The organism is Streptomyces hainanensis, from assembly GCF_004348415.1.
GTDB lineage: Bacteria > Actinomycetota > Actinomycetes > Streptomycetales > Streptomycetaceae > Streptomyces > Streptomyces hainanensis.
The window spans coordinates 1-13,604 of sequence record NZ_SMKI01000012.1; the positions used below are offsets into that span (position 1 = coordinate 1).

Sequence of the window (13,604 nt, forward strand, 5' to 3'; positions counted from 1 at the left end):
GGGGCCGGGGCCGGGGCCGCCCTCATGGAGGCGCTGCGGCGAGCCGGATTCACCGACGATTCGACACCGCCGGATACGTCGCGGTATGCGAGCTTTCGGGTATGTGCCGCCTCCGTGTCCCGCCGGCGCCGATCCTTGCGCCGACCTCCGGCGTCGTGGGCCCGGCGAACCGACCAGCTGGGTTTCCTCGCGTCCCTTTGTGGTCCGGGCGAGTACAGCCTGCCGTCGCCCTTCGTCCGCCTCAGCCGTGGCGACGGCAGGCTCAGGCGTCACGCCTTCGGCGTGTGCCAGCTGAACTCGAGGATGGAGTCGTTGTAGTCGGCGTCGTCGCCGTTCTCGGCGACGACCACCATGATGTGGTATTCGCCGATGTCGTAGGGGCCGCCGCTGTTGAGCTTGCTCGGCTGCATCGCGCCGTCGCCATCGCTGTACTCGAAGGTGGCGGAGTACAGCTGCTTCCCATCAGCGGTGATGCGGTTGTTCCCGATGACGGTGTTGCTGTCTCCCGACCCGCTGTAGGTGTGGTCGACAGAGCCGTCCGCCCTGCCGAGGCGCACCTGCTGGGTGTGCTTCGAATTGGTCTTCACCTTGACGTGGACGTCGGCGCCGGCGGGGAGACTGACCTCGGCCTTGTTGCCGTTGACGAAGACGTATGTGTCGGACATCGAACGCTCCTTCGGATGCTGTGCTGGATACGGGCAAGCCCGTCGGCGCAACAAGCCCGATGCTGGCGGGCCTGAGCGGAAGCCCAGCCCGCGAACTCGGACACGCCGAAGCGATGCCACCCAGTCGATCCAACGAGCACACGACGTCGGGGGGCACGACCACCCGCCCCGCTACCGAAGGGACAAGGAACACCCCCTGGGCAGACCCGCGGTCGGCGGAAGCGGCCTGCGGGTATGTGCTGCCCCTGTGCTTGAGTATGTGCCGCCCCTGTGCCCCGCCGGCACTCATCCTTGCGGTTGACCTGCGGTTTCGCGGCCCCGGCGGGCCGACCATACCTACGAGGCGCTCATGTGGCGCTCCACGCGCCGTCCTCCGCTAACGAAGGCCTGGTGGCACGGCCGGTCCGGCTACCGAGAGGCACCAGCGGCCGGTGGACGGATGCGCGGCTGTGATCGCGGCTGCGAGTGCCGGAGCGGCTATCAGCGGCATGACGACGAAGAAGATGACGGAATAGGCGGGCAGGGAGGGCGGTGGCTCGAACGCCAGGTCTCCGCCGGTAAAGAAGAAGATCGGGATGGAACCCGCCCCCTGTAGAGCCACCACGCCGCCTGCCACCACGATCATCCAGCGCCCAACCATCGCGTGCTGGGACAGCAGGAGCGCCCCTATGAGGAATGCGATCATCTCCGTCACGCCCAACGTCAGATACACCGGTACCACTACGGGCGGCCCCGCGGAGAAGCGTTGGAACTCGGTTATCAGATAGGCCAGGTACAGGAGCCCCGGCAGAGACAGTAGTGCCAGCGTGATCGCCGAGGTTGCGGCGCGGCTGCCGTGCCTGGTCGCCGGTGGATAGCTCGGCCTTCTGGTTCCGGTCGGGTACTGGGTGAGTGGTGTAGGCGTGGGAGCTGACATCACATGCGGCGGCACGAACGGGGGGACTCGCGGGGGTGTGGGGACGGCAGAGACGGTCGTGTACGGAGCGGTGAACCATCCTGCTGACGGGAGCGGACTGGCCAACCCCATCGTTTCGCCCAGCCTCCGGCACGTTTCCACGATGTCGGAGGGCGTCGGTCGGGCCGCTGGGTCCTTGGCCAGGCAAGGACCTATCAGTTCCCGCAGCCCGGGCGGGCAGGCGGAGATGTCTGGTTGCCCGTTGACGATGCGGTAGAGCAGCGAGGACGCCGCCCCCTCTCCGAACGGGTGAGTCCCGGTCGCGGCGAAGTAGGCCGTGAGGCCCAGCGCGAAGATGTCCAGCGCTGGGGTCGCCGGGGCGCCGCCCTCGATCTGTTCCGGTGCCATGAACGCCGGCGTGCCCACGCGCACATCCGTACCCGTCAACGACGTGGCGTCGGCCGCCCGCGCGATACCGAAGTCGATGACGGCCGGCCCGTCTTCGGCGAGCAGCACGTTGCCGGGCTTGAGGTCTCGGTGGACCACGCCGGCGTCGTGGATGGCCGTCAACGCGTGCGCGATGCCGGCGGTCAGCAGTAGTACCGTCTGGGGCGGAAGCGGGCCACTTGTGGCCACTGCTGACGCCAATGACGGACCAGGCACATAGCTGGTGGCCACCCAGGGGACGGCTCCCGCGGTGTCGCTGTCCAGGACCGGCACGAGATAGCGGCCGCGCACACGTAGCGCCGCGTTGACCTCCTGCTCGAACCGCCGTCGAAACAAGGGATCCTCAGCCAACTGTGCGTGCACCACCTTCACCGCTACTGGCTGCCCGCCCCGCGTCTCAGAGAGATAGACCGTGCCCATTCCTCCAGCCCCGAGCCGCCCACGCAGCGGGTACCCCGAAACCTCCCGAGGATCTTGTGGCTGGAGCGGCCTGACCTGATGCCTTAACCCCATCACCCTTGCTCCCCCTCACATCCAGGCACGCTGTAGCCCGACATCGTATGAGCACCAGATCAGAAGCGAACAGGACGCCGCACATCCAGCACGCCCGAAACCACCGCTGTCCTCAACAAGACGCTGGGCCAGGCCGGATCCTTCGCCGTCCACATCGCGTCGCTGACTCCAGCCACCGGCCCATGCGTTGGAGTACCCACCAGCATCCGCCACCCAGGCGGACGCCCACACGTCCAGTGCCACCTTCGCCCCCTCGCCTGCCCACGGCCAACACCGTCACCCGAGAGCATGGTCGAGCCCCGGCGTGGACCCCAGCGCAGGTCAGGGGCGGGATGCCGGTGGGGCGGGCACAGGAGCGGCGCAGCCCCTTAGCCAGCAATCGGGCGCACCGGAGGCCGCACCCACAGCGGGTGCCGGCTCCGGCCGTGAGCGGACCCGCTATCAGCTGAGGTCGAGGTAGTCGATGTTGGTGATCTCGACATCAAGGCCCTGCCCGAGGGTGCCGCGCAGCTCGGTCTCGTCGGCGCCGGCCTGGTGGGCGGCGAGCAGCGCGGCGGCCGCGCCGAGATCCACGGTTTCGGTGATCCTGCGCAGCCTCGGGTAGTCGGTGGAGCCGGGGGCGGCGGTGAACCCGAACCTCGCCCTCGTCTCCACGGCGATGCCGGCCTGGGTGGCGCGGCGGATCGCGCGCTGTCGGAGCCGCGGCTGCTAGCTGCGGCGCGCCTCGCGCTTTAGCGCGGCCGCCAACTGCCGGCCCGGGCGGCCGATCCGGCTCGGCCGGTAGCGCTGCACGGTGCGGGGGCTGAGCCCGGGCCGGGCGGCGACGGCCCGCGTCGAGCCGTGTTCGGCGCGCAGGATCACGCGCATTCGGGCCACCGGAGTAGCCGCGGTGGCCTCGTCTGGAGGAGGACCTGGACGTATGAGTCGCCGCTACCGCCTCCAGTGCTCGGACGAGGCGCCGAAGCGGCGTCGGCGGTTCGACGCGGAGAGCGAGCAGGTCGCCGCCGACCCGTATGCCTACGGCTCCGCGGTGGGCGGGAACCGGTGCCAGGCGTCGTTAGCCGGTACCCACGGCGTGCTGACCGTGACCGTGGTCCGTATCGCCCACCGATCGTTTGTCAGTCCTACCTGGGATGCTCCAAGCATGGAAATGACAGTACAGCTGACGATCGACTGCTCCGATCCGCAGAGAATGGTGACTTTCTGGGCCGAGGCCCTGGGGTACGTGGTTGAGCCTCCGCCGGGCGGGCACGCCACGTGGCGTGCTTACTGGGCGGCGGTGGGGGTGCCCGAGGAAGAGTTGCCGGCTGGTCCGGGGGATGTTGCGGAGTCGATCGTTGATCCCGCGGGACGTGGACCGAGGGTGTGGTTCCAGCAGGTTCCGGAGCCGAAGGTCGCCAAGAACCGGTGGCACTTCGACCTGAAGGTCGGTGGGGGCCGTGACGTCCCACTGGACGTCCGCACACAGCGGGTCAAGGCTACGGTGGAACGGCTGGTCAAAGCTGGTGCCACCGTGCTGCGGTTCAAGGATGAGCCGGACATGGGGATGTACGCCGCGGCCATGCAGGATCCCGAGGGCAACGAATTCGACGTCGTCTGAGGGCCGTTGCGACGGTGCTGCTCACAGCCACTCGTTCACGGCTGCGACCAGCACCGTCGCCTCGTAGCGGACGGAGAGCTTGTCGTATCTCATGGCCACCGCCCTGTGCCTTTAAAGTCGGTTGATTCCGCACTCGACAGCGTGGCGCTCGCGGTGGTCGGCCGGGGCGGTAGCCGCGCTTCTGGTGGTTGCGCGCATGGTCGGCCTTGTTGGGATGGTGCGGGGGATCCCGCGGCGGCGCAGGTAGGCGCGGTTCTTGCGGGAGGCATACGCCATGTCAGCACGTGGTCTGCGGGGGGGCGGGCGGATCTGGACGCGCCGGCCAAGCAGCGGCACACCCCTCAGCGGATCTTCGACCGTCATGCACGGCCCCGATCAGGCCACGGACCGTCTGGCACCAGGGTGCCGAGCACGGCCAGCAACTGTGGCGGCTCAACCGGGTCTGACAGCGAGCTCAGATCAGACCATTCGAGCCAGACGTGCGTGTCCAGATTGACCTGCTCATCGGGAAGCAGGCCGGTCCGCACGAGCGATGGTTGCTCGTCGGCGAACCGCGCAACGAAGAAGTACTCCGTCCCGACGTACCGCTTGCCGTTCCACTGAAAATCACGGTCGACCGGCACAGACCGATCAAGCACGGCAGCCTGGTCGAGTCCGGTTTCCTCGGCCAGCTCTCGTCGTGCCGTGACCAGCGGCGTCTCGCCCGGCTCAATACCGCCACCGGGTGGCTCCCAGAGCCACGTCCCGTCGAACGGATCACGCCAGCGCAGAAGAAGCAGGCGATGGGCAGCGTCCAGACAGATGACCCGGGCGGCGGGCCGGTGCGTTGTTTCCACGATCCTGACGCTATGCGGTGCTCGAAATGTCGATCAATACCCGGACTGCGTTGATCGCACCTGGTCAGCCATGCCGGCTGTCACCATGCCCAGCAGACCGTAAAGCAGGGACAGGTCGCAGATATCGCAGGACGGTCCGTGTGGGTCGATCGGGCCTGAAGCCCTGCCTCCATTACCTCGCACGTAATCGACGCCCCCCGCTTCGCTCGACACCCTTGCGGTACCGGAACTCGGGCAACGCGACTCCGTCCGAGTTCGGGTTCCTCACCCAGCCCGCATGACTTTGATGGAGGCCGATCCGCCATGTCCGCAACTCTGCTCGCCAGCATCTCCCGCACCACTGAGCCACAGACGATGCTGCGCCGGTTCCTCGCTCTCGACGCCCTCACCACCGGCGTCAACGGACTGGCGTACGTCGCGGCGTCCGGACCGCTGGGTCGGCTGCTCGGGATCGAGAAGACCGTCCTGGTCGGGCTGGGTGTCTTTCTCGCTCTGTTCGCTGCCGGAGTCGGTTATCTCGCCACCCGCCGGCAGCCGCCGCAACAGCCCGTGAAGGCCGTCGTCGACGCGAATCTCCTCTGGGCCGTTCTCAGCATCGCCGCACTCACGCTCTGGTTCGAACCGACCATGGCCGGGGCCGTCTGGATCCCCGTGCAGGCGTTGACCGTCGCCGGCTTCGCCGTCCTGCAGTGGTCCGCGCTGCGCCGGACCTGAGATAGACCCTGTCATCGACAGCGGGGAGTCGCCCACCTCCGTCTGCCTGGAGTCATGTGTCGAGGAAGGGTCTGCGGGGTGGCGGAACAACTGGGTAGCGTGCCCCTGCCGGGAGGAAGGGGTACGGCGCGAAGGTGACGTCGTCGAAGTAGGCGGGCCCCGTGAAGGTGGCCTTCCTGAACTCAGCACGGTTCGTGAAGGTCGCGTCGTCGAACCGGGCGGCGCGGGCGAACGTCGCCTTCGCGAAGTCGGCGTCGGCGGTGAAGGTCGCCTCCCTGAATCCGGCGTGGCCCGTGAAAGTCGCATCGTCGAACGCGGCTCGGCCGGTGAAGGTCGCGCCGTCGAACCCCGCGTGGCCGAAACGGGCTCTGCTGGTGTCGGGATCCTTGAGGGCTTCGAGGAGTTCGCGCAGCAGTTCTGGCGTGAAGGATGTCCCGCGGTGGTCGACGTCCGCCCACGGAGCAAGGCTTGTCAGGTAGGCGGCGCGGTCGATGTGGTCCAGATGAGCCAGGCAGTCCGCGTGACCGTCGACAACGACGCCGGGGCATCCTCCTGAATCGAGCGAGTCGGACGGGCGTCCGCAGAAGGGCCGTTCCGGCCACCGCGTTTCTGCGGGCCCGTCCAAATCCGGTCTTGGAGGCGTCATCACCGGAGGACGAAACAGCTTCGGACAGCGGTTCCCATCGTCATCCGTCGAAAGTGGCGTGGGTGCTCTGGGTGTGTCGCCGCCTGCGCGGTTCCGGCTGACGTAATCACACTTGCCAGTGCCGGCGCCCCGCCAGGCGCGGCAAGTGTACGTTGCGGACGCGGCCACGCTGCTTGTCACGTTCCATGCGAGTCCTCCAGGTTGTTTTCCCCGGTCGGGGAACCCGTCGAGAGATGTGAGGGGCAGTGCGACGGCACGCCCCCTCCGTGTGCCGCCGCACCCGCCACGCACGAGACCGAGCCTTCTGGGGTTTCCCCCTCGGTCGGTGCCTTTCGATGGTGGCTGGACCGCTGAGCGGGGATCGACGTGATTTGGTCTGGTCCGAATAACGGCATCCTGGACATGCTTCTGGGCTATGTCGTTACGCGTTCACTTCACTGCCGAGGACCTGGCCCGCACCCGGTTGGCTGAGCGGCCCAGGCCCATGCTGGAGTTGGAGATCGCGCTGCGACTGCTGCAGGAGAGGAGCCATCCGACCAGGTTCGTCGCCTGGCGCCGGGAGTCTCTGCGGCGGCTGTCGCCGAGGGTGCGGCGGCTGTTCGACTTGATTCCGCCCACGGGCTGGGGTGTGGGCTTCCTCGACCATACGAGCGCCGACAGCGTCGAGGGGGCACTGGACGGGATCCGGGCGATGCCCGCCGCGCGGGTGCGTAAGGACATGGAGATCTGGGCCGACCGCAGCCCTCGCCGTCCCGTGCCCGCGTGGACACGTGCGCTCGGCAGCGACAAGGCACTGCTGCTGGAACTGGCCGACGCCACGGCCCATGTCCACCAACACGTGATCGCTCCCTACCAGCAGCGCATCACCGCCCTCGCCAACGCGGACCAGGCACTTCGCCAACGCCAGGCCGCCCGCGGCGGACTGCACGCCCTGCTGTCCGGGCTCAACCCCCGCTACATTCGGTGGGAGCCCCCCGTTCTCGAACTCACCTTGGCCTCCGGCAACGATGGGGACGTCCACCTCGCCGGGCGCGGTCTACTCCTGATCCCGACCGTCTTCGGAGCCGTCTATCCGGCACTTGACGACGAAGCCGAACCCCAGCCCTGGCTCACGTACCCCGCCGCTCCGCACGACGCCAGCCTCTTTCTGCCTCCCACGACCACCGCACAAGCCCTCAGTACCGTGCCCCAGTCCCTGACGGCGCTCCTGGGTCACACCCGTGCCATCGTCCTGTGGACCATCGCCCACCACCCCGGCTGCACCACCACCGAACTCGCCCGCCACACCGGCGTCTCCCCCGCCAGCGCCAGCCAACACGCCACCATCCTTCGCACCGCCGGGCTCACCACCACTACGCGGCACCACAACACCGCTCTCCACACCACCACCCCACTCGGCACCAACCTGCTCGACACCACCCGATGAGAGCCAGCTGGCGGCAGGCGCGGTGGAGGAAGACCGGGGGGACGGCAACCGGCCCCAGCCGGTCTCGAAGCCGAGTTCGTCGGCGATGGTGAACAGTTCCAGGCTGTCGCGACATGCCCTGCGGGGGTTCTCGACGTCCGCGGCATGGGTCATGAAGGAAAGCCGGAAAGGAGTGCTCCGGTCGGCGGGTGAGGAGGTGGTGTCCATGCCGTTCGCGCGGATTACCCCTGGCGGGGGGGGTGGCGAGAGGGAGAGGGCGGTTTCTCGATGAACCGCGTGGACGCGGGGAGAACGTCGCGGAAGAGGAGCCCTCAGGGGGCGACGCGGGCCGCGTGTGGAGGGCTCAGGCAGGCTGGCAACGACAACACCCCGACGGCGCGACGGCACGTCGAGGTGTGTGGTCTGTTCCCAGGCTGTCGTTCATCACCGCGGGACAGACGGCGGGTTCGACAACTGTCAAACCCGCGTGGCCGGTGACTGCGCCGTCCCGGCCCGGTAGGAGGCGATCATCGCCTCGACGGGGCCGGGCAGGTGGGCGTCGAGTTCCTCACGGCGCGGGCGGTTGAGCGGAGTGGTGTCGAGCTGTGCCACGATCCGCGTGCGAGGCCAACTCGACAGAGCCGGGCGGGCGGTTGCGGAAGAGGTATGGACTCCGCTTCACCGGGGTTGGCCGGCCGTTCGTCTTCCCGGGATGGCGGCGAGCAGTTCCTCGGTGTAGGCGTGGTGGGGCTCGTCGAAGATCCGCTCGGTGGTGCCGGTCTCGACCAGCCGGCCGTCCCGCATCACCCCCACCCGGTGTGCGATCTGCCGCACCACGGCCAGGTCGTGGGAGATGAACAGGTAGCTGAGCCCCAGCTCACGCTGGAGCTCGGCGAGCAGGTCGAGTATCTGGGCCTGCACCGACACGTCGAGCGCCGAGACCGGCTCGTCGCACACCACCAGGTCGGGTTCGAGGGCCAACGCCCTCGCGATCGCCACCCGCTGCCGCTGGCCGCCGGACAGCTCGGCCGGGCGGCGCCGCAGCGCACTGGCCGGCAGCGCCACCCGCTCCAGCAACTCGGCGGCGCGGCGCGCCCTTTCGCGTCGGCCGGCCACCCGGAAGGCCCGCAGCGGTTCGCCGATCGACTCGGCCACCGTGAAGCGCGGGTCGAGGGAGGCGTACGGGCTCTGGTAGACGATCTGCATCCGGCGGCGCAGTCGGCGCAGAGGTTCGCCGGTGAGCGCGGTGGCGTCGAGCCCGTCGAACGTCACGGTGCCCGAGCTGGGCGCGGTCAGCCGCATCACTATCCTGGCCGTGGTCGACTTGCCCGAGCCCGACTCGCCGACCAGCGCGAACGTCTCGCCGCGCGCGACGGTGAGGCTGACGCCGTCCACGGCCCGCAGCCGGCGGCCGCCGGCCGAGCGAGGCAACGGGAAGTCCTTGACCAGCCGGTCGGCCACCACCAGGGGGCCGCCGTCGGGTGTCCGCGCCGCGCGCGGCGCGGCGAGACGGGGCCCGGCCAGGCTGGGAACCGCCGCCAACAGCCGTCTGGTGTACGGGTGTCGGGGGCCGCCGAGCACCTCGTTCGTGGGCCCGGCCTCCACCACCTCGCCCCGCGACATCACCACGGTCCGCTGCGCCCGGTCCGCCGCCACGCCCAGGTCGTGGGTGATCAGCAGCAGCGCGGTGCCCCGGTCGCGCGTCAGGCGCTCCAGGTGGTCGAGAACCTGGCGCTGGACGGTGACGTCCAGCGCGCTGGTCGGCTCGTCGGCGATCAGCAGCCGCGGCCCGGCGGCCAGCGCCGTGGCGATCAGCACCCGCTGTCGCATGCCGCCGGACAACTCGTGCGGATACTGTCTCGCGCGCGTCTCGGGTTGGTCGAACCCGACCTGGGCCAGAAGTTCGACGGCCCGTTCGCGGGCACCGGCCCGGTCGGCGAGGCCGTGGATGAGCAGGCTCTCGGCGACCTGCCGCCCGACCCGCTGCACCGGGTTGAGCGCGAGGTAGGGGTCCTGCGGGATCAGGCCGATGTCGGAGCCGCGTCGGGCGCGCAGCGCCCGCTCACCGCCGGCGGCCAGGTCCTCGCCGGCGAGGACGACCTCGCCCGCGGTACGTCGGCCGCCGCGCGGCAGCAGGCCGACGACGGCGTGCGCGGTCGTCGACTTGCCCGAGCCCGACTCGCCGACCAGCGCCACGGTCTCGCCGGGTGCCACCGTCAGGTCGACGCCGCGCACCACCTCGGCCGCGCCGTAGCTCACCCGCAGCCCGCGTACCGCGAGCAGGGGTGGCTGGACGCCCCCGGTTCCTCGGCTCGTCCCGCCTGCTCGGCTCGTCGCTTCTCGGCTCATCGCTCCTCGCCTTCCCATGCCCGGGCGATCCGGTTGGCGGCCAGCACGGTGGCGGCGATGGTCAGGCCGGGGAAGGTGGTCAGCCACCAGGCGCCGGCCAGGTAGTCACGCCCCTCGGAGACCAGTGAGCCCCACTCGGGCGTCGGCGGTTCCGCGCCGTAGCCGAGGAAGCTGAGCGCCGAGACCGCGAGCACCACCGCGCCGAACTCCACGGCCGCGAACACCAGGACGGGACCCGCCGCGTTGGGCAGCACGTGCCGCAGCAGCACGGAGTGGCGGCGGGCGCCGGCCGCGTGGGCCGCCTCCACGTACACGGTGCCGCGCACCCGCAGCACCTCGGCCCGCATCACCCGTGCGAACCCGGCGACGCTGGTCACGCCGACCGCGATCGCCACCCGGGTGGTGCCGAAGCCGAGCGCGGTCACGATGGCCAACGACAGCAGCAGCGCCGGGATGGCGAGCAGCACGTCGGCACAGCGCATCAGCACGTCGTCCACCCGGCCGCCGAGCGCGCCGGCCAGCAGTCCCATGGCCGAGCCGGCCACCAGCCCCACCGCCACCGCGAGCGAGGTGGCACGGAGCGAGAGCGCCGCGCCGTGCACCGTCCTGGCGAACAGGTCACGCCCCAACTGGTCGGTTCCGAAGGGGTGTTCGGCGCTGGGACCGCGTAGCTTCTCGGCCGGCACGCCGGTCAGCGGGTCCCGCGAGGTGAAGAGCTCGGGCAGGATGGCCGCCGTCAGCACCGCGCCGACCACCAGAACGGACAGCACCAGCCCCGGCCGCCGCAGCCAGTACCCGAGGCGGGCGGCGAGTCGACCGGCCTCCGGTGTCACGGCAGGTGGGGAGGGCGCCTGGTGGGGTGCGGTGCCGGCCACCCGCGTCACGCCGTTCACGCCGTTCACGCCGGCACCGCCCGCTCCGCCCGCTCCGCCGCCAGCCGGGGGTCGAGCAGCGGGCCGAGGAGGTCGACCAGCAGGTTGGCCAGCACGAACACCAGCGCCCCGAAGCTCACGATCCCCAACACCATCGGGATGTCCTGGGAGTTGACCGCCGTGGCCGTCGTCCGGCCGAGCCCGGTGCGGGAGAAGACGCTCTCCACCACCACCGAGCCGGCGAGCAGGTTGCCCAGCAGCAGCCCGAGCACCGTCAGCGGTGGCAGCGCCGCGTTGCGCACCGCGTGCCCGAGGTGGACTCTGGCCGGCGAGGCGCCCTTGGCCCAGGCCGTCTCGGCGTAGGGCTCGGCCAGCGCCGTCCGCAGGCTCTTGGCGAAGACCTGCGCCAGCACCGAACCGACGGGCAGCGCCAGGGTGATCGCGGGCAACACGATGGCGTCCCATCCCTCGTTGCCGAAGGCGGGCAGCAATCCCCAGCGGAAGGAGACCAGTTGCACCAGCAGCAGGCCCACCCAGAAGGTGGGCGCCGACACGCCGAGCGCGGGCAGCGAGAGCAACGCCTGCCGCAGCCAGCCGCGTCGTACCCAGGTGGCGGCCAGCGCCAGGCCGCCACCGCCGAGCGCCGCGACGAGCAGGGCGCAGCCGGCGAGTTGGAGCGTCGCCGGCAGCGACTCGGCGATCACCCGGCCCACCGGTTCGCCGTTCGCCACGGACTGGCCGAAGTCGCCGTGGGCGGCGTCCGCGAGACGCTCCAGGTACTGCCGCCAGGCCGGCTGGTCGAGGCCGTAGGTCTCGCGCAGCTCGGCGACCTGCTCGTCGGTGACCGCGGACGCCTCGCCGCCGCCCGCCGCCATGATCGCCACCGGATCGCTCGGCAGCAGGTACAGCACCACGAACGCCAGGGTGAACGACGCCCACAGCACCAGCACCGACTGGACGATCCGGCGGGCCAGGAACCGGGCCATCAGGAGACCCAGGTGTCGTGCAACCGGATCCGGGAGGACGCCTCGAAGTCCAGGTCGTGCACGTGGTCGGCCACCCCGAGCACGGTGGTCAGTTCGAAGACCGGGACCGTCGAGCCGTCCTCCACCAGCAGCCGTTGGGCCTCGGCCGACGTCGCGGCGCGCCGTTCCGGGTCGGTGGTGGCGTTCTGCGCGGCCAGCGCCTCCTGGAGCGGGGTGCCGGACGGCTGGCGGTAGATGTTCCGCAGGTCGGCGGAGAACGCGGTGCGCATGATGTCCGGGTCGGTGCGGGTGGTGTTGCCCCAGAAGTAGTCGAAGTCGCCCTCCTCCTGGGCCGCCGGCAGCTCGGGCAGCGGCACGGTGCGCAGCCGCAGGTCGATGCCCACCGCCCGCAGTTGTTGCTGGATCAGCTGGAGGGCGTTCTCGTTGGGGCCGAAGTTCGGTATCCACATCGCCGTCAGGCGCAGCTCCTCGCCGTCCCTCACCCGCACCCCGTCGGGGCCCGGCACCCAGCCGGCGTCGTCGAGCAGCGCGGCCGCCCGGTCCGGATCGTGGGGAAGCAGCTCCGAGAGGTCCGTGTAGGTGGCCGTGGTGTGCGCGAGCGAGCCGGTGGCGACCGTGAACGAGGGGCTGAGGACCGTGTCCACGACCTCCTGCCGGTCGACCGCCAGGCTCACGGCGCGGCGGATCGCCTCGTCCGCCGGCAGCGGGCGGGACAGGTTGGCGGTGAGCGCGAACGGCAGCCCGGGGTTGGGGCGGCTGGCCAGGGTGAAGCCGGCGGCCGCCAGGCTCGCCTCGTCCTGGGCCGCCACTCCGCCGATGGCGTCCACCTGCCCCGACTGGAGCGCACCGGTGCGCACCCCGGACTCGGGGATGATCGTGAACGTCAGCCGCTCCAGGTAGGCCGGGCCCTGGTGCCGCCACAGCGAGGAGCCCCAGGCGTAGTCCGCCCTGCGGCTCTGCACCACGGACACGTTCGGCGTGTACTCGTCGAGGACGAAGGGGCCCGAGCCCACCACGTTCCCCGTGCACCGCTCCTCGGCGGGCAGCTCCGTGGTCGATCTGGCGAGTATGCCCAGCGCGGACGTCGAGGTGGCCTGCAGGAACTGCGCGTTGGGCGCCTCGAAGCTCACCCGCGCCGTACGGGCGTCGACGACCTCGGTGCCGGCGTACCCGGACAGGTAGCCGCTGCCGAGCGCGGCCTGCGCGCCGAGCGCCACGACGCTGTCGAAGGTGTCCTTCACGGCCTGGGCGTCGACCGGGGTGCCGTCGCTGAACGTGGCGTCGTCCCGGAGCGTGAAGGTGAACGTGCGGGCCTCGTCGTCCACCTCCCACGCGGTGGCCAGCCACGGCACGATCTCCCCGGTCTCCGGGTCCTGGTCGGTCAGCGAGTCCACCAACTGCCGGGCCGGGTAGATGGCGTCGTTGGTGGCCCGCTGGTGCGGGTCGACGCAGACCGGGTCGGAGGCGAGCGCGAAGTTCAGCTCGCCGCCGGAGCGTGGCTCGCCCGCGTCGCCCACGCCCCCGTCACGGGACGAGGAACCGGCGGCGGAACAGGCGGCGGTGGCCAGGAGGGAGACGAGGAGCACGGCGGGCAGGGCGGTTCGACGGCGCGATCTAGCCATGGAGACCACTGTCTCCGCGCGGTGTTGACATGGTGTGTCCACCGCATGGACGGC

General features: G+C 70.5%; 14 protein-coding genes. 3 read left to right on the plus strand and 11 right to left on the minus strand.

What is annotated here, in order from left to right; genetic code table 11:
* Positions 1-269 precede the first annotated feature (269 nt).
* The 4 genes from E1283_RS02090 to E1283_RS36965 all read right to left on the minus strand — a co-directional run bounded on the left by E1283_RS02090 (position 270) and on the right by E1283_RS36965 (position 3,387).
* Complete coding sequence (locus tag E1283_RS02090; RefSeq protein ID WP_132815935.1) at positions 270-665, minus strand: fucose-binding lectin II; 396 nt, start codon at positions 663-665, stop codon at positions 270-272.
* A 376-nt stretch (positions 666-1,041) separates the two neighbouring features.
* Positions 1,042-2,520, minus strand: coding sequence for a serine/threonine-protein kinase (locus E1283_RS39640; RefSeq protein WP_132815937.1), 1,479 nt, complete (start codon positions 2,518-2,520; stop codon positions 1,042-1,044).
* A gap of 441 nt (positions 2,521-2,961) precedes the next feature.
* Positions 2,962-3,174, minus strand: coding sequence for a hypothetical protein (locus E1283_RS02100; RefSeq protein WP_132815939.1), 213 nt, complete (start codon positions 3,172-3,174; stop codon positions 2,962-2,964).
* Between the two features lie 54 nt (positions 3,175-3,228).
* Positions 3,229-3,387 carry a hypothetical protein gene (locus E1283_RS36965; RefSeq protein ID WP_165955977.1) on the minus strand — a complete coding sequence of 53 codons (159 nt, stop codon included), beginning with the start codon at positions 3,385-3,387 and terminating at the stop codon, positions 3,229-3,231.
* 277 nt (positions 3,388-3,664) lie between these two features.
* Between E1283_RS36965 and E1283_RS02105 the strand changes: the two genes are divergently transcribed.
* Entirely contained in the window at positions 3,665-4,120 is a 456-nt protein-coding gene (locus tag E1283_RS02105; protein WP_132815995.1) for a VOC family protein, read from the plus strand.
* A gap of 359 nt (positions 4,121-4,479) precedes the next feature.
* Here the strand turns inward: E1283_RS02105 and E1283_RS02115 are convergent, their stop codons facing one another.
* Complete coding sequence (locus E1283_RS02115; protein ID WP_243744547.1) at positions 4,480-4,956, minus strand: NUDIX hydrolase; 477 nt, start codon at positions 4,954-4,956, stop codon at positions 4,480-4,482.
* 303 nt (positions 4,957-5,259) lie between these two features.
* On the opposite strand from E1283_RS02115, the gene E1283_RS02120 reads away from it, so the two are divergent.
* Positions 5,260-5,670, plus strand: a complete 411-nt coding sequence (locus E1283_RS02120) for a hypothetical protein (RefSeq protein ID WP_132815943.1) — start codon at positions 5,260-5,262, stop codon at positions 5,668-5,670.
* A gap of 52 nt (positions 5,671-5,722) precedes the next feature.
* Here E1283_RS02120 and E1283_RS02125 read toward each other — a convergent pair whose 3' ends face one another.
* The gene (locus tag E1283_RS02125; RefSeq protein ID WP_165955978.1) at positions 5,723-6,295 is read right to left on the minus strand and encodes a pentapeptide repeat-containing protein; all 573 of its coding nucleotides are present in this window, start codon (positions 6,293-6,295) and stop codon (positions 5,723-5,725) included.
* A 436-nt stretch (positions 6,296-6,731) separates the two neighbouring features.
* Between E1283_RS02125 and E1283_RS02130 the strand changes: the two genes are divergently transcribed.
* On the plus strand, positions 6,732-7,742 hold the full coding sequence (locus tag E1283_RS02130) for a winged helix-turn-helix domain-containing protein (protein ID WP_132815947.1): 1,011 nt from the start codon (positions 6,732-6,734) through the stop codon (positions 7,740-7,742).
* Between the two features lie 456 nt (positions 7,743-8,198).
* Here E1283_RS02130 and E1283_RS39395 read toward each other — a convergent pair whose 3' ends face one another.
* The 5 genes from E1283_RS39395 to E1283_RS02145 all read right to left on the minus strand — a co-directional run bounded on the left by E1283_RS39395 (position 8,199) and on the right by E1283_RS02145 (position 13,550).
* Entirely contained in the window at positions 8,199-8,333 is a 135-nt protein-coding gene (locus E1283_RS39395; RefSeq protein WP_279571232.1) for a hypothetical protein, read from the minus strand.
* Positions 8,334-8,399: 66 nt separating this feature from the next.
* Positions 8,400-10,070, minus strand: coding sequence for a dipeptide ABC transporter ATP-binding protein (locus tag E1283_RS02135; RefSeq protein ID WP_132815949.1), 1,671 nt, complete (start codon positions 10,068-10,070; stop codon positions 8,400-8,402).
* Positions 10,067-10,972, minus strand: coding sequence for an ABC transporter permease (locus E1283_RS38480; protein WP_425086124.1), 906 nt, complete (start codon positions 10,970-10,972; stop codon positions 10,067-10,069). Before E1283_RS38480 ends, E1283_RS02135 begins: the two co-directional genes overlap by 4 nt.
* Positions 10,969-11,928: an ABC transporter permease gene (locus E1283_RS38485; protein WP_165955979.1), complete on the minus strand. Its 960-nt coding sequence runs from the start codon at positions 11,926-11,928 to the stop codon at positions 10,969-10,971. The genes E1283_RS38480 and E1283_RS38485 overlap by 4 nt, the downstream gene beginning before the upstream one ends.
* Positions 11,928-13,550: an ABC transporter substrate-binding protein gene (locus E1283_RS02145; RefSeq protein ID WP_132815953.1), complete on the minus strand. Its 1,623-nt coding sequence runs from the start codon at positions 13,548-13,550 to the stop codon at positions 11,928-11,930. Before E1283_RS02145 ends, E1283_RS38485 begins: the two co-directional genes overlap by 1 nt.
* Positions 13,551-13,604 lie beyond the last annotated feature (54 nt).

Bases quoted from the DNA above. Each gene is read 5' to 3' on its own strand.
- E1283_RS39640 (WP_132815937.1), bottom strand. From the start codon at position 2,520: ATGGGGTTAAGGCATCAGGTCAGGCCGCTCCAGCCACAAGATCCTCGG.
- E1283_RS36965 (WP_165955977.1), bottom strand. From the start codon at position 3,387: ATGCGCGTGATCCTGCGCGCCGAACACGGCTCGACGCGGGCCGTCGCC.
- E1283_RS38485 (WP_165955979.1), bottom strand. From the start codon at position 11,928: ATGGCCCGGTTCCTGGCCCGCCGGATCGTCCAGTCGGTGCTGGTGCTG.
- E1283_RS02145 (WP_132815953.1), bottom strand. From the start codon at position 13,550: ATGGCTAGATCGCGCCGTCGAACCGCCCTGCCCGCCGTGCTCCTCGTC.
- E1283_RS02090 (WP_132815935.1), bottom strand. From the start codon at position 665: ATGTCCGACACATACGTCTTCGTCAACGGCAACAAGGCCGAGGTCAGT.
- E1283_RS02120 (WP_132815943.1), top strand. From the start codon at position 5,260: ATGTCCGCAACTCTGCTCGCCAGCATCTCCCGCACCACTGAGCCACAG.
- E1283_RS02135 (WP_132815949.1), bottom strand. From the start codon at position 10,070: ATGAGCCGAGAAGCGACGAGCCGAGCAGGCGGGACGAGCCGAGGAACC.
- E1283_RS02130 (WP_132815947.1), top strand. From the start codon at position 6,732: ATGTCGTTACGCGTTCACTTCACTGCCGAGGACCTGGCCCGCACCCGG.
- E1283_RS02105 (WP_132815995.1), top strand. From the start codon at position 3,665: ATGGAAATGACAGTACAGCTGACGATCGACTGCTCCGATCCGCAGAGA.